Genomic DNA, 18,836 nt, shown 5'->3' on the forward strand with positions numbered 1-18,836 from the left:
GACGTTTTGCTGTTCAGTTTTCAAGGTTCAGGTTAAAGTTTTAACGCCGCGCTCATTGGCGACTTTATTAATATACCAGCTGACAAATAAGATGTCAACAAGAATGTGAAAGTTTTTATAGGGTGTCACTAAATTTATTATAACAGAATTTTCAGTCAAGGAAATTACAAAAGGGTTACAAGTTTGAAAGGAATAATCTCCTTTACATCCAAAGATGAGACGGAATTTAAAATACTTGTATTTAAACTGTGCCGTTCCGCCTGCTGCATCACATGCTTCATCCTCCGTTATTCATATTAAAACCTCCCACTTAACTTCCGGGTGAATTCAATTTCACCAGTTCAGTTCAATATTGGTTTTTCAAGAACCCCTTGAGCCGTTCCTCACGATCATCATCAGCCAGAAATTTTGACTTTCTTCTATATAAATATAGCCAAAGAAAAAATCCACCAAAATTACGGCGGATTTTTTTATTGTATGCTTCTATGCAAGAAAAATGAAATACAAAACGAATACCACAAACAGCCCATACATGATCGGATGAACCTGTTTTGCTTTTCCGGCTGTGATCATTGTAATCGGATAGAAGATGAATCCGATGGCAATACCGGTTGCAATGCTGTAACCCAAAGGCATAGCGATGATTGTAAGGAAAGCCGGGACCGCAATCTCGAAACGGTTCCAGTCAATCAATCCAAGCGCCGATACCATAAGCACACCAACAATAATTAATGCCGGCGCTGTCACCGCACTTGTAATTACCTCCAGCAGAGGGTAGAACAGAATCGCCACCAGGAACAGGACACCTGTAACAACTGAAGCGAATCCTGACCTTGCGCCAGCTGCAACTCCGGAAGTTGACTCTATATAGGAAGTAGTCGTTGATGTCCCGAAAATCGCACCACCGACTGTTGCAATTGAATCTGCCAAAAGAGCTTTGCCCGCTCTTGGAAGTTTGTTGTCTTTCATCAGACCGGCCTGGTTGGCAACGGCTACAAGTGTGCCTGCTGTATCGAAGAAGTCCACAAACAAGAAAGTTAAAACGACTATGAGAAATTGAATATTCATCAATGAACCGAAATCATTGAAGATCGGTTCCAGCGCAACACCGAACGTCGGACCCATATCCGGAACATTCAAATCAATGACCGCACTCGGCAAATTGACGATTCCGAAGATCATTCCGACTACAGCTGCAATCAGAATACCGAAGAAGATGCCGCCTTTAAATCCACGGACCATGAAAATTACAGTAACCACTAAACCGAAAATTGCAAGCAATGTGGATGGGTTTGATAAATCTCCAATTCCAACCATCGTATCGGGATTGCCTACAATAATTTCAGCATTCTGCAATCCGATAAAAGTGATATAAAGACCGATACCCGCTCCGACTGCATATTTTAATTCGGCTGGAATCGCATTTATAATTGTTTCACGCAAGCCAGTCATTGTAAGAATAATGAAGATGAGACCTGAAAAAAGTACGCCGGTCAATGCTGTTTGCCACGGAATTCCGTATGTCAGAATAACTGTATAGGCGAAAAATGCGTTTAATCCCATGCCCGGTGCAAGTGCTATCGGATATTTGGCGAGAACTCCCATTAAAATTGAACCAAGTGCCGCAGCCAATGCTGTAGCCATAAAGACTGCGCCGTAATCCATGCGCATGGAATCCGGAAGATCAGGCACAGACGCCAATGTCAGCGTCAATGGATTCACCACGAGAATATAAGCCATTGCCAAAAAGGTGGTTAAGCCCCCGATAAATTCCCTGCGGTAATTTGTTCCTAGCTCTTCAAACTGAAAATACTTCTTCATTTTTTTATTTCCTCCGCGTGCTGCCGCGAATGCGATTAAAACAAAAGAACGCATACAGCTGAATGCCGTATGCGTTCTTCGATTTAATATTTCTGGAAAGACTATTCCAGAAATAGTTCAAGCCCCTTCAAAGATGCGGCTGAATCTTAAATCGTAGTCGAGTCATTTACGGTAACTCGGTAGAAACTTTCGGGCCATATCCCCGACATTATACGACAGCGTTATTTAATTTCTATTGTAGAATAACACATGAGTGAAAATGAAACAAGATAAATCACGAACATTTCAGAACAAAACTCAACTTAAGTTCGTAAATTGGCCCAATTTCTATTCCCATTCGATGGTTGCCGGTGGTTTACTCGTTATATCGTACAGTACGCGGTTGATGTGATTCACTTCATTGACAAGCCTCACACTGATCTTCTCCAGAACATCCCACGGAATCCGAGCCCAGTCTGAAGTCATTCCATCGATCGAAGTAACGGCGCGGATGCCAATTGCGTAATCATATGTGCGGGCATCCCCCATGACACCGACGCTGCGGATATCCGGCAGCACCGTGAAATATTGCCAGATGTCGCGGTCCAGGCCAGCTTTACTGATCTCTTCGCGCAGAATCCAGTCAGATTCACGGACGATTTCCAGTTTCTCTTCTGTAACAGCACCCATAATACGGATGCCAAGACCCGGGCCCGGGAATGGCTGACGCCAGACGATTTCATCCGGCATACCAAGTTCAGCGCCGAGCACACGGACTTCGTCTTTGAATAAAGTATTGAGTGGTTCAATCAATTTGAACTGCATATCTTCAGGCAACCCGCCGACGTTGTGATGTGATTTAATCGTCTGCGCAGTTGTTGTACCGCTTTCAATGATGTCTGTATACAAAGTTCCTTGAGCAAGGAAGTCCATGCCTTCAAGTTTTGATGCTTCATCGTCAAAAACATAGATGAATTCGTTACCGATGATTTTACGTTTTGTTTCGGGATCCGTGACGCCTTCAAGTTTTTTCATGAAACGTTCGCGTGCGTCGATTTTGATGACGTTCATATGGAAGCCGTCAGCGAATGTCTTCATGACACTTTCCGCTTCTCCTTTACGAAGCAGGCCATGGTCAACAAACATACAGGTCAATTGATCGCCAATCGCTTTATGGATCAAGACCGCTACAACGGATGAGTCGACTCCCCCACTCAAAGCGCAAAGAACTTTTTTGTCCCCGACTTCTTCACGGATCCTTTCGATTTCAAGATCGATGTAATTTTCCATTGACCACTCCGCTTTCATTCCGCAGATTCCAAAAACGAACTCGCGCAGCAATTCCGTTCCATAAATAGTATGGCGAACTTCAGGGTGGAACTGGACGCCGTAGAAGCCTCTCGTCTCATCGGCCATTGAAGCGATTGGACACCCAGCGCTTGTACCGATGACATCAAATCCTGGAGGTGCTTCCGTCACCAGATCTCCGTGGCTCATCCATACAATTTGCTCTTCAGGCATTCCCGAAAACAATTTGCTGTCTTTTACCAGTTTCAGTTCAGCTTTGCCGTATTCACGATTCAGTGATTTTTTGACGTCACCTTTCAAATGGAGTGCCATCAATTGCATACCGTAACAGATTCCCAGAATCGGAAGACCCATTTCAAATATTGCATCATCGACTGAAAAGGCATTTTCATCGTAGACCGAATTAGGTCCTCCAGAGAAAATGATTCCTGTCGCATTCATTTCTTTTATTTCTTCGGCTGTGACTGTATGTGGATGCAGTTCACTGTAGACACCAAGTTCACGGATGCGGCGCGTGATCAACTGGTTGTACTGACTGCCGAAATCTAAAACGACGATTTTACTTTGCTCTTTTAACATTGGACTGACTGGCAAAACCTTCACCTCTTCTGATCGATTTCAGGTGGCACAAATAATAAAAGAACGCGAAAAAGCTCCTCGCGTTCTTTTGCTCTACATCAAAAAGGCGAAACCCCATGCAAAAATAAGCATGTGGCATCCACCTTCATAGTCAAGTCATTTCCGGAGACTTGGTAGAGACATCCGATCCATATCACCGGACATATATGAGGGCACCTGTACTTTATAATTTTCTCAATTGTACAAGCTAGCCCGGGCAAAATCAACTGCTTGTGCGATTGATTAAGTTTTCCCAACTTTCCTTCAATTCATGCCAGTCGACCGTTTCCGGCTGGCCTCCGTATACAGACTGTTCATAAGATGCAGTCAGCCGCGTCATTTCTCTCGTCCCGAAGAAGGAATCGATATATCTGGCATAGGACATTAATGTCTGGCCATCCTGACGTTTGATGCCGTAAAGATCCAACTGCTTCAATAAGCGAAGGTAGGCTTTTTCAAAAGTCTGCTTCCCGTTTTTTCTGCGGTAATAAGGAACCAAGATTTTCGGCATCCATTTTTGGCGCTTGAGGAACAAAGCTAGGGCCAGAAGCAGGAAAGCGGCGGCAGCAAGGAATAACAATCCTTTATTGGCTGAAATAAAATCACCTGTCCGGTCCCAGAAGTTCGGCCCATTATCAACTGCAGCTGCAGCTGCAGCTTCATCCTGTTCTTCAATCTCCGGACGCTCCGGACGCTCAGGCAATTCCTGCTCTTCCGAATCGGGCGTTTCAACATCAAGGTCAAAGTCTATCTGCGAAGCACCGGTGAATCCGATGGTCGGCTCAAACAGCATCCAACCGACTCCCGGCATATATGCCTCCACCCATGAATGGGCATTATTATTGGTGACCTGGTAGATGTCGCTGTCACTGCCGGTTTCGGCGTCGATCTGAACACCTTCGTTAAAACCTTTGACCCAGCGCGCCGGAATATCCAGGCTGCGCAGCAGGACGACCATGGAAGTGGAGAAGTTGTCGCAATAGCCCCGTTTTGTTTCAAATAAAAACTGGTCAACGTAATCCTGATCTTCTGCCGGCACAGGAATATTCGTCAGACTGTATTCAAATCCATTGCGTTCAAAATAATTTTCAATTGCCTGCGCTTTGTCGTAGACCGTCTCCGAATTTTGGGTGATTTCTGCAGCCAGATCTCTGACCCGCTGCGGCAGTTCTTCCGGCAGCTGTTTATAACGGTCAAATTCCGGCGGCAATTCCGCCAGTTTGTCTACGGTCGTTTCCCGGAGGCCGGTCAAACTGTAAGATGGTTCATTGAATTGAATTTCTACATTATCCGGTTCATAAGGTGCGCCGCTCAATAACGGTTCAATTTTCTGGTCATTTGCCGAATAGCTGTACCTGATTTCACCGTTCGTCTGAATCGATTCCACCCCATATGGATAAAGAACAAACGGAAAATCCTGTTCCATTTCGAGGACAGCTGTGAGTGATTCTTCCTCTGAACCAGGAATGAATTCGGTTTCTATAATATCGCCGTTGCTGTAAAGAACCGGGTCGGCCACAGGTTCACTCAGCTCCCAGCCTTTTGTGGTGTAGATATCCTTTGTTTCAACTTTCCAGTACTGGCCATCTTCGACTTCTGCACGGAATGCGGGTGTGTCATCACCGATGAACGACCCTCCGAGTTCCGAATCGTCCACTCCATAACCGATGCGACCGACCGCAGCCGGACCCGGTCCGCCTTCTCCCGAAAAAGAGGTGAGGTAAGGGACGGGATCGGGCCAGATCGGGCCTGCTTTCGGCAAATAAAGTGCAAGCGCCGTTGAGGCAGCCACCATTATGAATAACGGGATGATGAAACCCGCCAGCCGATCAAGCGTTTCATTGATGCGGTGGCCCTCGAGCCACCTTGCCAAATGCAGCAGCCCGGCCAGCATCAAACCGACCACCATGATGCGGATGATTGCTGTATCGCCATTATAGGGACTGAATGTATCGAGAACGGCGATGAAAACGACGGTCAAAATATAGAACAGGAAAATGCTCAGGCGGAAACCGACCCAGTAATGAATGAGGTAAACAGCCATCCATAATAAGCTGAAAAACAGCACTGTCCTGAATATATCCGTCGTTTGCGCCCAATCCTGGGCAAATAATGCTTCAATATTTATTTGCAGATCGAACAGGATATAACCTAAAGCTTCAAATGAAAAAACAGCTGAATCGGTGTAGACGTGAATCAGGAACCAGAGTATAAAAAAAACTTTTACTCCGGCGGATATGGACCAGTGAATCTGGAGAAAAGCCATAATCAGGCTGATGCCAATAAATAGCAGAAACAGATTTTTGTGGCCCGTATCAGTTAAAGTGATGACGGGAGTAAGCCATTCTGCCAATAAAAGGAAGACGAGAACATACAAAATCGCCATAAACGCTTTATTTTTTCGGATGGATTTCATTTGCGGCTCACCTCCGTGAAGACTGAAGTAAAATTCTCCGGTGTAACAAGTTTCACGATAAAACCTTTGGATCCCGCGAACTGGATGGCGGCTTCATCCGCCTTCGCCAGCTTCTCGCCTTTATTCGTCAGAACAAGGCACATGCAAATATTGAGGTTTTTCACATTCCGCCGAATTGCTTCAACCATCTCCACCGTCAGTTTAGTGGTTATGTAAATCAATGTCGTGGCACGGATTTGCTGAAGTTCGCGGCCTGCCGCTTCTTCGACCGGCCGATCAAGGTCGGACAGTACTTTTGTCAGATGATACATGATATGTTGCAAATGGCTTTCAGAATGGATGACCGGAAACGAATCGGCAGTATTCCCTATCGAAAGGTAAGCGACACTCGAATTTCCCCTCACTATTGATTGAAGCAATGAAGCAGTCAGTTCCACCTGCATTTCGAATTTATCGGACGGTTTTCTGTCATCAAGGAGAAACAGGTCCTCCGATTGCCTGTCTTCAAATTCCTTTGTCCGCAGCGTTTGAGTGCGGGCGAATGATTTCCAGTGTATCCAGGAAACGCGGTCGCCCGGCTGGTAATCCCGGATTCCGGTTGCCATGGTTGTATCCTTGACTAATGTATGCGGCGCAGCCATAGCGCCCTGGTCATAACTGGATTCAAGAGCACGGTAAGGAATATCGACCGTGTTCGGGTATACGAGAATGGTCTGTCTGAGCGGAAACAGTTTCGTCTTTTTTGTCCAGCCAAAAAAATCAGCGATTTCGAGTTCAATTCCTTCAAGGACATGCTCGCCCCTCGGCATATCCCCGATTTCATAATGCCACGTATGGGATTTTTTGAAACCGGGCATGAACAGCGTCCGATTATCTTCCGGATTTCGTTTGCGCAGCGCAATGGAATTCGTTTTTTCGGTAAGAACTGTGTACAGAAGAGGAAAAGAAGATGTGCGATTAAAATGGACGGTCGCTGAAAACTTTTGTCCTTTCCGAATCTGGGTGGTATGGATTTCCCGCTTCATTTCAATATTCTTCAGCGAATAAAAGTTCAGCAGCAGAGAATACAGGACAAAAGGAAGCGCCATGTAAAAGATGAACCAGCTGACAAATCCTCCCTGGAACATCGCGAATGAAAATGTAAGAAGCAAAATGAAGACCACAAAAATTATTCTGCCCCATGATGACAGGGCTTTTTTAATCCTTTTCATTGGCCGACTAGCCTTTGAACAGGAACTTTCGTCTTCGTCAAAATGCGGTCCGTAATTTCTTCAGCCGAAATGCCGTCATACCGTGCTTCGGAACGAAGCATGATGCGGTGTCCGAACACGAACTTCGCCAGATGCTGCACATCATCCGGTGTGACAAAATCCCGTCCTTTCAATAAAGCATAGGCCTGTGCCGATTTCATTAAAGCAATGGAACCACGCGGGCTTACTCCTAAGTAAACATACGAATCATTCCGGGTCTGGCGGGCAAGTTCGACAATATAGCTGCGGATCGTGTCATCAACATTAACGTTTTTCGCCTGCCGCTGCAATTCAAGCAATTCTTCAAGGGAAATGACGGACTGCAAATCTTCGATCGGCATGGAAAGCTGAGAACGGCTTAATACTTCCATTTCTTCCTTCATTGAAGGATAGCCCATTTTGATTTTCAGCAGAAAACGGTCCAATTGGGCCTCAGGCAATGGATAGGTTCCTTCATATTCGATTGGATTCTGTGTCGCCATAACAAAAAACGGCTTGGGAATTTGCATCGTGACACCGTCAATTGTGACAGAAGCTTCTTCCATGGCTTCCAGTAATGAGGATTGGGTTTTCGGGGAAGTACGGTTTATCTCATCCGCCAGTACGATATTGCCCATAATCGGGCCGGGACGGAAGTTGAATTCCATATCTTTCGGGTTATAGATGGAAACACCGATTACGTCCGAAGGCAGCAGGTCCGGTGTAAACTGGATGCGTTTAAAATCCGCACCGACCGATTTTGCGAGCGCCCGCACCAGCATCGTTTTGCCGACACCGGGAACATCTTCCAGCAAAACATGTCCATGGGACAGCATTGCCACTATGCTCAATTCGGCAATATCACGTTTGCCAATAATCACTTTTTCAATATTATCAATAACTTTGTTTAACTGTTCTTTTGGATTCATCATCATTTCCCCCATCGGGTGACAAATAATATTTCGAATTGTCACATTCTTACTCATTAGCATAACGAATATTGGGTAATAACTCAACTCTGCAGTAAGGTGCGACAGGTAAAAAAGCACAAAGAAAAGCCCCCCATTTGGAGGACTTTTCAGTTTTTATAATTATTTCCAGAAATCATCGAAAATCGTTATAGGCAATGAACGCTTATGACGCGTCCTCAAATAATGGCCTTCCAAAATCCGTTGTGCTTCTTCCGGTATTCTTTTGCCTTCGAGATAATCATCAATCATTTCATAGGTAATACCAAGAGCCACTTCGTCCGGTACGGCAGGTTTATCTTCTTCGAGATCCGCCGTCGGAACTTTGGTATACAGATGCTCCGGGCACCCCAGTTCCTTCAGCATCGCTTTGCCCTGTCTCTTGTTGAGTCGGAAAAGCGGGGTAAGATCCGCTGCACCATCCCCGAATTTGGTGTAAAAACCGGTAATCGCTTCTGCTGCATGATCCGTTCCAAGCACTACACCATTATGCATGGCTGCAACGGAATACTGGACTTTCATCCGCTCCCTTGCCTTTTCATTGCCTTTGGCAAAATCGGTCAGGTAGATGCCGACCTGGTCCAATGCCCGTTCACTGGCGTCGACCGCTTCTTTAATATTGATCGTATATGTCTTGGACGGATTGATGAAATCCAGTGCATCCTGTGCGTCGTCCTCATCGAATTGTTCGCCGTACGGCAGTCTCACAGCGTAGAAACTATATTTTTCGCTTCCTGTTTCCTCATTCAATTGATCGACAGCCATTTGAGCAAGTTTCCCAGCTAATGTTGAATCCTGCCCCCCAGAAATTCCAAGAACGAAACTTTTCAGAAAATCGTGTTTCTTCATATATTCTTTCAGGAACGTGATGGTCCTTTCAACTTCTTCACGCGGATCGATTTCCGGCTGTACTTTCATTTCTTCAATAATTTGATGCTGCAGTTCTGACATGAAAATTCCTCCTATCTTTTTGAGAAACTTTGAATGGTATCCCGAACTTCCTGGATATTGCGCATTTTATTGTCCCAGCATTTCTGGCTAAGGTCGACCGGATACTCTTCAGGATTCAGCGAACGCTTGTATTCATCCCAAAGCAGATCAAGACTCTTTTTCGCATAATCCTGGATTTCCTGGACGGACGGCGATTCATACGTTATAGTCCCCTTTTCCACCACCTGCGTATGGATATTTACCGCTTCGAAATTGGTGATGAATTTTGAAACATACGTATGGACCGGATGGAACATCTTCAAGCGTTCCTCTGTTTCAGGGGTTTCATCATACATCGTGACGTAATCCCCTTCTGATTTTCCATTTTCCCTGTCTATGATACGGTAAACTTTTTTCAGGCCCGGTGTCGTAACCTTCTCCGCATTGCCCGATATTTTTATGGTATCTTCCATCTGTCCATGTTCATTTTCAATTGCCACGATTTTGTAGACTGCTCCCAGCGCCGGCTGGTCGTAGGCGGTAATCAGCTTCGTCCCGATACCCCACGAATCCACCCTTGCCCCTTGCGCTTTTAAGTTCAAAATGGTGTATTCATCCAGGTCATTCGATACGACAATCTGTGTTTCCGGAAAGCCGGCTTCATCCAGCATTTTACGTGCTTCCTTCGACAGGAACGCGATGTCCCCACTGTCCAGTCGAATGCCCTGGAAATTGATTTTATCTCCAAGTTCTTTCGCCACTTGAATGGCGATCGGAAGACCTGATTTCAACGTATCGTATGTATCAACCAGGAAGACGCAGTCTTTATGGCGCTTCGCGTAGGAATGGAAAGCTTCGTATTCATCTTTATAGGCCTGGACCATTGAATGGGCATGTGTGCCGGCAACCGGTATGCCGAATAATTTCCCGGCGCGGACATTGCTTGTCGCTTCCAGTCCGCCGATAAATGCAGCGCGCGTCCCCCAAATGGCCGCATCCATTTCCTGCGCCCGCCGTGTGCCGAACTCCATGACCCGGTCTTCTTTGACAATCTGTTTGATGCGGCTGGCTTTTGTGGCAATCAAGGTCTGGTAATTGACGATATTCAGCAGCGCTGTTTCTATCAATTGAGCTTCCGCAAGCGTCCCTTCGATCCGGATCAGCGGTTCATTTTGAAACACCAGTTCCCCCTCCACTACGGAATAGACATCGCCTGTGAATTTTATCGTTTTTAAATATTCCAGAAAATCTTCTTTATAGCCGACTTCGTCTCTTAAATAGGCGAGATCTGCATCCGAGAATCTGAAATTTCTGAGATAGTCGAGCACCCGCTCCAAACCGGCAAAAATGGCGTAGCCGTTTCCGAAAGGCAATTTTCTGAAGAACAGTTCGAACACTGCTTTGCGTTCGTGCATGCCGTCAGCCCAGTAGGATTCCACCATATTGATCTGATATAGGTCGGTATGCAGGGCCAGGCTGTCATCCGCGTAGTTTACAGTTTGCATAAAATCTCCTTCTTCCGCTTTTCGTAAGTTCAACTAATTATACCCTAATAGATCCGTTCCAAAAACGATACAAAGCTTTTTCATCTAATACAAGGCATTAATTTGACAAAAATACATGAGTTGTGCGATAATAAATCAGTTAACACATAGGTAACTGGTATATTTGATAATCTGGCATTCTACATTAATGTTTTTGAGAATACTTATTCACACTGGAGCGATTTAAGGATCGCAAGGACGTAAAAGAAGGCAGGGTTTACGTTGCTTAAGTTAGAAAGCACCCAGTGGAACACTGACCGCGGCACTGAAAGCAAATACTTTCAACGGAAATGATTCCCCTTTTTGAAGGGTTGAAAAATTGAATCAAGCTATATAAATGTTACCTTAAACCAACAAAGGGGCGCCCCGGTATTTCTCCGGGAGCGTCCCTTTTCCAATTCCTCTAGAATTTCTGATTCTTTGCATGCTGGATAAAAGGATTTTTCCATTCCATCAATAACGCATTATTGCCTGAATCTTCATCTTCCAGATAATCCGCCACAACGGCTACTGGCGTCCGGCCGCTCCGCAGCAGAAAAGTGATGACCGGATCTTTCAATTCACCTTTTACTACTTTTTCTGCATATTGCTCGGCCGTCATTTCATCAGAGTAGCGTGCAAAGCCCGGCATCCGTCCTCCGCCGATAACCCGTTCCAGGCGGTCTTCGACAACACGTTCAAATGCCGCCTGCTGCAGCAGCTTCCCGAGTTCCATTTTGTGGAATGCTGGCTTTACGCCGATATCCACGATATAAAAGCTGTTGCCATCCGGTTCATGCGTTGTAATATAACCGCGGTCTGTCACTTCTTCCCATGTATGCTCCAGATCCCCATAATCGAAATTCACCAGCAGTCCAGTGAGCGAACCCACCAGTTCCCCATCGATTTCAACGCATAGCGCGCCTTCCGGATAATATTCAAGATGGTTGGACAATTGCTGTTCGTTCCATAAAAGCTCCTCCGGGAAAGGCGGCGGAAAACATTCTCTTTGAATATCGATCATCCCTTCAAAGTCTTCTTTCCGGTAATTCCGGACAACCGCTTTTATAACTTCATTACCTTTGAAAACAAATTGCTCTTTATAATACAATTTCATCTCTCCTTTAATGCCATCTTTTATTGCAATAAAAACAACGGCGATTCTTTGGTTTATTCGTAATATTGTTCAAAAGTCTTTCCTATCATGCCGGCAACATAGCCGCTGCCGTTATTGTCTCCAACATCTTCAATCATCATCGCCATGATGAATTCCGGATTTTCGGAATCGTATGCGACGAAGAAACCGTTGTCCTGCCCGGTTTCTTCCCCGGCTGCCTTCAATTCAGCTGTCCCGGTCTTGCCGGCCAATGGAATATTTTCGAGATTGGCTTCCTGGGCAAAGCCCTCTGTTACGACGTTGCGCAGGCTCTGCCGGATAATTGCCGCGTTTTCAGCAGAAAGCAATCCGTCTTTCCAGATTTGCGCATCTTCTTCCTCCAGCAGCAGTGTCGGCTGGTACATGACCCCATCCGTCAAAAATGGCTGATAAGTAGAGGCGAGATGAAGGATATTCGCCAGCATCTCCCCTTGGCCAAATGACGTATCCGCCTGTTGGCCATCTGAAGCGATGGTGCCGTCATTCGAAATTTGGGAAGCCTGAAGCGTCAGCGGAAAAGGAATCTCTTCTCCGAACCCGAAATTTTCAAGCCCTTCCACTAAGGCGCTTCGGCCCATTTCCAATGACTGCATGGCGAAATAGATATTATCCGAATACACAAGCGCCTTATTCAGATCAATCGGGTTGGGCGCTTCTTCATGCACCCGCGTTACACGGTAGCCGCCCCATTCCTCTTTCTGCCAGGTTTTGCCGTTGATCGTCAGCCCTTCTGCAGGGTCGAGAGTTCCAACCTCCATGCCGATTGCCGCAGTCACCGGTTTAAGCGTGGACCCTGGTGCATAGCTTTGGGCAAAGCGGTTGTATAGAGGCAGCAGTGGATCAGCTTTCAATGCCTCGTAGCGTTCGCCGCTCATCCCCAGCATGAATTCGCTGGGGTTAAAGCCTGGTGAACTCAGCAGCACCAGGGTTTCTCCTGTTTCCGGATCGACTGCTGCCGCTGTGCCCGCCTCTCCATTCATCGACTCATAGGCGATTTGCTGCAATTCGGCATCGATTGTCAATTGAATTTTTTCGCCGTCAACAGCCGGCTTTTCGGCTACGGTAATCTGCTCCTGCGCTTTTTCAATATAGATGCGCATGCCATCTTCACCGCGCAGCCGGTTTTCCAGGTGACGCTCCATTCCCTGCCGGCCAATCAGGTCATTTTCCGTATAGCCCTGCTCCTTTAAATCCGCCAGTTGCTCAGCTGTTACCGGACCAATAAAGCCGATCAAATGGGACAGCGCTTCGCCGTAAGGATATTCACGCATTGAAGTTTCCTGGTGCATGGTGCCTGGAATCTCCAATACCTGCGCGAGCAGCTCTTCGTTGTCATTCGAAGTTTTGCTGAGAGGCACGAACTGGCTGAGGTTATTCTGGACCCAGCCCTGGTTCAGCTGACGGTCAATTTCTTCAACAGACATGCCAAGCAGCTCCGCCAATCGTTCTTTTGCACCTTCCTCTGAAAATTTCTCCGGCACCACACCGATCGATCTGCCGGTGCCATTCACTGCGACCGGCTGATCGTTGCGGTCATATAATTCCCCTCTCGCCGCTGCCTGCCTGCTGATGCGCACCGGATCTCCAGCTTCCAGCTGCGGGAAAATAAAAGCAGGGGTCCACTCTACATACCAATTCCCTTCCTCTTCCTGTTCTTCATACAAAAGTGTCATCGTCTGCTCAAATTCCACCGGGCCTGCCAGTGTATCCATCTTTACCTGCACCGGAAAATCAGCGGGCTGCTCCTCTTCCCATTCGGTGTCTTCTGCGGCACCGGTAAACGTCACTTCCAAATTTTCAATTCCAAGGTCTTCGTGCAGCTTAAGCTGACGGTCGACATATTCATCGGTTCCAAAAACAGATTTTGTTCCTTCATTCACGTATTGCTGGTACATTTCTTCAAATTCGAGGTCATTCCAGAGAGCTATGTAATCAGCCAACCGGTCTTCAGGCGTCGTTGCCTCCTGACAGCCTGAAAGAAACAGCAATGCCGCCAATAAAGAAATTCCGCTCATAAATCTTTTCATCATTTTTTTACCTCACTTTCTTGTTTTTTATCCTACCAGATTTTAGGTTTTCATTAAACTTATAACCATGGGCGAAATTGAGGGACAATCCGGTATGCATTTTTTAAATATGGTAAACTTGAGAGAAAACGGAAAGGGAGTTTTTGCATGATCGAGCTTACTTATTCAGGGTCTTTCGAAACGGTCCTCACATCCGAAAAGAAAACAGCGTTACAGGAGATCCACACCAATTTATACAATAAAGAAGGGCGCGGCTCCGAATTTCTGGGCTGGCTTGATTGGCCAGGCAATATGCAGCCGGAATTCCTGGAGCACATACAGCAGACTGCGGCCACCATCCAGAAAAAAGCTGACGTGCTGGTTGTCATCGGAATCGGTGGCTCCTACCTTGGTGCAAAAGCCGCGTTGACTGCACTTTCCCCTTATTTCGGCAAAGGTGCCGCTAATACAGAAGTGCTGTTTGCCGGCCATCAGGTCAGTGGAGAATATTTGAAACAGCTGCTTGCCTATCTGGACGGTAAGGAAGTAATGGTCAATGTCATTTCGAAATCAGGCAAAACGACAGAACCGGCCCTCGCTTTCCGCTTCCTGAAAAAATACATGGAAGCCCGTTACGGTGAAGAGGCGGCTGAAAGGATCATCGTAACAACGGATGCCGAAAAAGGGGCATTGGTGAATCTGGCCGTCGAAAATGGTTACGGACGCTTTGTGGTGCCTGAAGATGTGGGCGGGCGTTACTCGGTCTTCACCGCTGTCGGTTTATTGCCGATTGCCGCCGCAGGATTTTCGATTGAACAATTGATGGCAGGAGCGAAAGATGCGGAAAAGGCCTATCGTGAGTTCGATCCCGAAACCAACCCGGCAATCCGTTATGCGGCAGCGCGCCACCATCTTTATACAGAAGGCTACACAACAGAAGTTATGGCAGTGTTCGAACCGAAGCTGACTTTCATCCAGGAGTGGTGGAAGCAGTTATTCGGTGAAAGCGAAGGCAAGGAAGGCAAAGGAATCTTCCCTGCTTCCGTTTCATTCACAACGGACCTGCATTCGATGGGGCAGTATATTCAGGATGGTACCCGCAATTTATTCGAAAGCTTCCTGCTGATCAAGGAAAGCCGCGAAGATCTGACGGTTTTTGAAGCGGAAAATGATGGCGATGAACTTAATTACCTGGCTGGCATCACTTTGCAGGAATTCAATCATATTGCATATAAAGGAACTTCAGCTGCCCATTTGGAAGGCGGAGTGCCGCAGTTAAGCCTGACGTTTGAAAGGGTGGATGAATTCCATCTCGGGCACCTGTTTTACTTCTATATGATCTCCTGCGCCTACAGTGCGTATCTGCTCGATATCAACCCATTCGACCAGCCTGGCGTTGAGGATTATAAAAATAATATCTTTAAACTGCTGAAGAAGCCGGGATACTAAGTAAAAAGGCAGACCCCTAAAAAATGGGTCTGCCTTTTTGATTGGTTCTTTATTTAATCTTATACACTCTCGCTTCGTACGGACGAAGTTCTGCTGGATCGATCAATTCATAGTTGGACATCAGCACACCGGTGTTCTCCGGTTCATTCCAGCGGTAGCGCTGAGGTCCGAGGTTGGAAACGATCAATACTTTTGAATTTGCATCTTCACGCTTATAGGCGTATACATCTTCGAAACCAAGTTCCACCAGTTCATATTTGCCGTAGACAAGCACTTCCATATTTTTGCGGAGCGCAATCATCTGTTTATAGAACGATAAAATAGAATGGGGATTATTTTTTTGCGCCTCGACATTCAGCCATTCGTAATTCGGATTTGTGTAAATCCAAGGCTCGCTGGATGAAAATCCGGCATGAGGGCTGCTGTCCCATTGCATTGGTGTGCGGGAATGGTCGCGGCTCGTCGCTTTGATCAGCGTCATGACCGCGTCATGTTCCATGCCTTCAGCAAGATTATAGAAATAAAGATTATGGGTCTGGACGTCATCGTATTGTTCGATTTTTTCAAACGGTGCATTGGTCATGCCGATTTCCTGTCCCTGGTAGATGAAAGGTGTGCCCTGCATGAAAAAGTACATACAAGCCATCGACGTCGCGCTTTCGCGCCAATAAATGCCGTCATTGCCGAGAGTTGAAACGGCGCGGGGCTTGTCATGGTTTTCAATGAACAGCGCATTCCAGCCGATGCCTTCCACTGCCGTTTGCCAGCGCGTCAGCACCCTTTTCAGATCCGATACCTTGACGCCTTTTTTCTCTTCCGTATTCCATAAGCCCATGTCTTCGAATTGGAAAACCATATTGAATTTGCCATTTTCTTCACTGATCCATTCTTCAATGTCCTCAGCAGAGACCCCGTTTGCTTCACCGACCGTCATGATATCATATTTTGCGAACGTCTCATCCCGCAATTCCTCGAGCAGCGGCTGAATGCCGTCAACATTCATCATTTTCTCCCATGCCGGCACATAAGGCTTTCCTTCTTCAATCGGCAGGTCCGTGAAATCTTTCTTGATGTGGCTGATGGCATCCACACGGAATCCGTCCACGCCTTTATCGAGCCACCAATTGACCATGCCGTACAGCGCTTTTCGGACTTCAGGGTTTTCCCAATTCAAATCCGGCTGTTTTTTCGAAAAGATATGGAGATAATACTGTCCTGTCTTTTCATCGTATTCCCAGGCTGGTCCACCGAAAATACTTTGCCAGTTCGTCGGTTTGTCGCGCCAGACGTACCAGTCGCGTTTTGGGTTATCGAGTGATGAACGGGATTCAACAAACCATGGATGCTCATCACTTGTATGGTTAATGACCAGATCAATGATCAGTTTCATGCCCAACTCGTGCACTTTCTTAAGCAGGCGGTCAAAATCCGCCATTGTTCCAAGTTCGTCCATGATGTCCTGATAATCGCTGATATCGTAGCCATTATCGTCATTGGGTGATTTGTACATTGGACAGAGCCAGATGACATCGATTCCCAGTTCCTTTAAATAATCCAGTTTGGCTGTTACGCCATTTATATCACCGATGCCGTCTCCATTCGAGTCCATAAAACTTCTCGGATACACCTGATAGGCAACTGCTTCTTTCCACCATTTTTTATTCATGTTTAATTCCTCTCGAATCTCATAGAAAATTTGTTATGGCTATTGTATACGCTTCAAAGCAGTTTGTCGCCGATTACATCACCAATAAAACCGGGTTTTTTGCAGTTTTCATGCTCAGGCGTTATTTTCCTGAACCAGCAAAGCTGCCCCGAGCACTCCGGCTTCATTGCCGAATTCAGCGATTTTAACCTCCACCGGATTTAACAGCAGTTCTGCAAGATGGCGGTGCAGATTCGGCATCCAAAGATCCGCCGATTCGCAGACGCCGCCCCCGATCACTACCGCATCCATATCGAAAACGGCCTGCAGGGAACTGATGACAATCGCCAGATCCCGCGTAAACACATCGACCAGCTTTGTCGCCTGCTCGTCATGCTGAGCCATTTCAAACAGCTGTTCCGGTTCAACAGCCAATCCCGCCTCATGTATAATCCGGCGAAGTCCCGTGCCCGACACGTATTGTTCGTTGCATCCTTTTCGCCCGCAGGCGCAAAGAGCGCCGCCAGGATAAAGGGTCATGTGCCCAAGTTCCGCCGCTCCTCCGTGCGGTCCGCCGCTCAGCAACTTGCCGTCCCATACGATGCCGCCGCCGAGACCTGTCCCGAGTGTCAGACAGACGACTCGGCCCAAACCTTTCGCTGCTCCAAACTTCGCTTCTGCAAGTGCGGCGCAATTGGCATCATTTTCAACTTCCACAAGTTTGCCGGTGGCTCTCTCCAATTGCTGTTTCAGTTCAGTGCCGGTCCACCCCGGCAATGCGTCCGTGGAAAAAATGATGCTTCCTTTTACAGGATCCACAAAACCGTGGGTGCCGATGCCGATGGAATCAATGTCCGGAAACTGCTGGAGAATCGACAGGATCTGATTTTCCAGATATGGATAAAGCGGAAATTTCGTTGAAATTTTTTCATCATAAATGAATGTGCCATCTGCACCAATGACGGCAAAGCGGATTTTTGTGCCGCCGATATCGATGCCCAATACGTTTTTCATACTATCCCTCCACTGTTGGCTGTCTGTTTCCATCATACTTTATTCACTGGAGAATACCCACCTGTTTTGTGTTAACTTAAACCAAAAATAAGTTGACTCATTTCCAGTGGTTTATTATACTTTGAATAGTTTATAAACAGGAGGTTCCTTATGACCACATACTCAAAAATCAGATCCGGCAATCATTCCCGCACATTAAAACTGGTGCATATCGCCATGTTTTCGGCATTGATGGCAATCGGCGCCAACCTGACTTCCTTTTTGATCATCGGTGGAGTGCCGATCACGCTTCAGACTTTCTTCGCCATCCTGGCCGGCATCCTGCTCGGCAGCAGGCTGGGCGCCGCTTCGATGCTGGTCTATGCTTTTATCGGCTTGGCGGGAGTGCCCGTCTTTGCTAAATTTTCAGGCGGAATGGACACAATCATTTCCCCAACATTCGGCTTTATTCTTTCATTCATCTTACTCGCATTCGTCGTCGGATTGATCGCCGAAAAATTTCCGACACGCAAAGGTTATATCGGTGCAGCTCTTGCCGGGCTCGCCATCAATTATTTCTTCGGCACAAACTGGATGTATGTGGCTTATAAATTTTGGTTCGCCGCTCCGGAAGGTTTTACCTATGCGATAGCCTGGGCCTGGATGGTGCCTCCGCTGCCGAAAGATTTGATCCTCTCAGTGCTTGCCGGACTTTTCGGCTTTAGGCTGGTACCGATTATCGGCAAATATATGTGATAATAAAAATACCGGTACAGGAAAATTCCCGCACCGGTA

General features: G+C 46.7%; 13 protein-coding genes and 2 riboswitches. Of the genes, 2 read left to right on the forward strand and 11 right to left on the reverse strand.

Going from position 1 to position 18,836, the window contains the following annotated elements; all coding sequences use genetic code 11:
* Window positions 1-483: 483 nt before the first annotated feature.
* From KW93_RS02510 to KW93_RS02550, 9 genes are all read right to left on the reverse strand, one after another.
* Complete coding sequence (locus KW93_RS02510) at window positions 484-1,821, reverse strand: NCS2 family permease (protein WP_033541386.1); 1,338 nt, start codon at window positions 1,819-1,821, stop codon at window positions 484-486.
* 134 nt (window positions 1,822-1,955) lie between these two features.
* Window positions 1,956-2,057, reverse strand: a riboswitch (purine riboswitch).
* A 91-nt stretch (window positions 2,058-2,148) separates the two neighbouring features.
* Window positions 2,149-3,687 carry a glutamine-hydrolyzing GMP synthase gene (gene guaA, locus KW93_RS02515; protein ID WP_033541408.1) on the reverse strand — a complete coding sequence of 513 codons (1,539 nt, stop codon included), beginning with the start codon at window positions 3,685-3,687 and terminating at the stop codon, window positions 2,149-2,151.
* A gap of 128 nt (window positions 3,688-3,815) precedes the next feature.
* A riboswitch (purine riboswitch) is annotated at window positions 3,816-3,917 on the reverse strand.
* Window positions 3,918-3,949: 32 nt separating this feature from the next.
* Window positions 3,950-6,142 (reverse strand): transglutaminase TgpA family protein, encoded by a 2,193-nt coding sequence (locus KW93_RS02520; RefSeq protein WP_033541387.1) that lies wholly within the window; start codon window positions 6,140-6,142, stop codon window positions 3,950-3,952.
* Entirely contained in the window at window positions 6,139-7,353 is a 1,215-nt protein-coding gene (locus KW93_RS02525; protein ID WP_033541388.1) for a DUF58 domain-containing protein, read from the reverse strand. The genes KW93_RS02520 and KW93_RS02525 overlap by 4 nt, the downstream gene beginning before the upstream one ends.
* Window positions 7,350-8,300 (reverse strand): AAA family ATPase, encoded by a 951-nt coding sequence (locus KW93_RS02530; RefSeq protein WP_152602410.1) that lies wholly within the window; start codon window positions 8,298-8,300, stop codon window positions 7,350-7,352. Before KW93_RS02530 ends, KW93_RS02525 begins: the two co-directional genes overlap by 4 nt.
* Before the next feature lie 162 nt (window positions 8,301-8,462).
* The gene (gene nadE, locus KW93_RS02535) at window positions 8,463-9,290 is read right to left on the reverse strand and encodes an ammonia-dependent NAD(+) synthetase (RefSeq protein WP_033541390.1); all 828 of its coding nucleotides are present in this window, start codon (window positions 9,288-9,290) and stop codon (window positions 8,463-8,465) included.
* A gap of 11 nt (window positions 9,291-9,301) precedes the next feature.
* Window positions 9,302-10,774, reverse strand: coding sequence for a nicotinate phosphoribosyltransferase (locus KW93_RS02540; protein WP_033541391.1), 1,473 nt, complete (start codon window positions 10,772-10,774; stop codon window positions 9,302-9,304).
* A gap of 442 nt (window positions 10,775-11,216) precedes the next feature.
* A complete protein-coding gene (locus KW93_RS02545) occupies window positions 11,217-11,903 on the reverse strand; it encodes a GNAT family N-acetyltransferase (protein WP_033541392.1) in 687 nt (228 codons plus the stop codon).
* Window positions 11,904-11,962: 59 nt separating this feature from the next.
* Window positions 11,963-13,978 (reverse strand): penicillin-binding transpeptidase domain-containing protein, encoded by a 2,016-nt coding sequence (locus KW93_RS02550; protein WP_327078707.1) that lies wholly within the window; start codon window positions 13,976-13,978, stop codon window positions 11,963-11,965.
* 144 nt (window positions 13,979-14,122) lie between these two features.
* Between KW93_RS02550 and KW93_RS02555 the strand changes: the two genes are divergently transcribed.
* On the forward strand, window positions 14,123-15,403 hold the full coding sequence (locus KW93_RS02555) for a glucose-6-phosphate isomerase (RefSeq protein ID WP_033541410.1): 1,281 nt from the start codon (window positions 14,123-14,125) through the stop codon (window positions 15,401-15,403).
* Between the two features lie 49 nt (window positions 15,404-15,452).
* Here the strand turns inward: KW93_RS02555 and KW93_RS02560 are convergent, their stop codons facing one another.
* The gene (locus KW93_RS02560; protein WP_033541393.1) at window positions 15,453-17,069 is read right to left on the reverse strand and encodes a glycoside hydrolase family 13 protein; all 1,617 of its coding nucleotides are present in this window, start codon (window positions 17,067-17,069) and stop codon (window positions 15,453-15,455) included.
* Window positions 17,070-17,183: 114 nt separating this feature from the next.
* Window positions 17,184-18,062 (reverse strand): ROK family protein, encoded by an 879-nt coding sequence (locus tag KW93_RS02565; RefSeq protein WP_033541394.1) that lies wholly within the window; start codon window positions 18,060-18,062, stop codon window positions 17,184-17,186.
* A gap of 150 nt (window positions 18,063-18,212) precedes the next feature.
* Between KW93_RS02565 and KW93_RS02570 the strand changes: the two genes are divergently transcribed.
* Entirely contained in the window at window positions 18,213-18,797 is a 585-nt protein-coding gene (locus KW93_RS02570) for a biotin transporter BioY (protein ID WP_200883315.1), read from the forward strand.
* Window positions 18,798-18,836 lie beyond the last annotated feature (39 nt).

It is taken from the genome of Planococcus sp. CAU13 (genome assembly GCF_000775575.1).
GTDB lineage: Bacteria > Bacillota > Bacilli > Bacillales_A > Planococcaceae > Planococcus.

Excerpts from the sequence above, each read along its gene's own strand:
- guaA (WP_033541408.1), bottom strand. The coding sequence starts at position 3,687 with ATGTTAAAAGAGCAAAGTAAAATCGTCGTTTTAGATTTCGGCAGTCAG.
- KW93_RS02510 (WP_033541386.1), bottom strand. The coding sequence starts at position 1,821 with ATGAAGAAGTATTTTCAGTTTGAAGAGCTAGGAACAAATTACCGCAGG.
- KW93_RS02560 (WP_033541393.1), bottom strand. The coding sequence starts at position 17,069 with ATGAATAAAAAATGGTGGAAAGAAGCAGTTGCCTATCAGGTGTATCCG.
- KW93_RS02525 (WP_033541388.1), bottom strand. The coding sequence starts at position 7,353 with ATGAAAAGGATTAAAAAAGCCCTGTCATCATGGGGCAGAATAATTTTT.
- KW93_RS02540 (WP_033541391.1), bottom strand. The coding sequence starts at position 10,774 with ATGCAAACTGTAAACTACGCGGATGACAGCCTGGCCCTGCATACCGAC.
- KW93_RS02550 (WP_327078707.1), bottom strand. The coding sequence starts at position 13,978 with ATGATGAAAAGATTTATGAGCGGAATTTCTTTATTGGCGGCATTGCTG.
- KW93_RS02530 (WP_152602410.1), bottom strand. The coding sequence starts at position 8,300 with ATGAATCCAAAAGAACAGTTAAACAAAGTTATTGATAATATTGAAAAA.
- KW93_RS02570 (WP_200883315.1), top strand. The coding sequence starts at position 18,213 with ATGACCACATACTCAAAAATCAGATCCGGCAATCATTCCCGCACATTA.
- KW93_RS02555 (WP_033541410.1), top strand. The coding sequence starts at position 14,123 with ATGATCGAGCTTACTTATTCAGGGTCTTTCGAAACGGTCCTCACATCC.
- nadE (WP_033541390.1), bottom strand. The coding sequence starts at position 9,290 with ATGTCAGAACTGCAGCATCAAATTATTGAAGAAATGAAAGTACAGCCG.
- KW93_RS02565 (WP_033541394.1), bottom strand. The coding sequence starts at position 18,062 with ATGAAAAACGTATTGGGCATCGATATCGGCGGCACAAAAATCCGCTTT.
- KW93_RS02520 (WP_033541387.1), bottom strand. The coding sequence starts at position 6,142 with ATGAAATCCATCCGAAAAAATAAAGCGTTTATGGCGATTTTGTATGTT.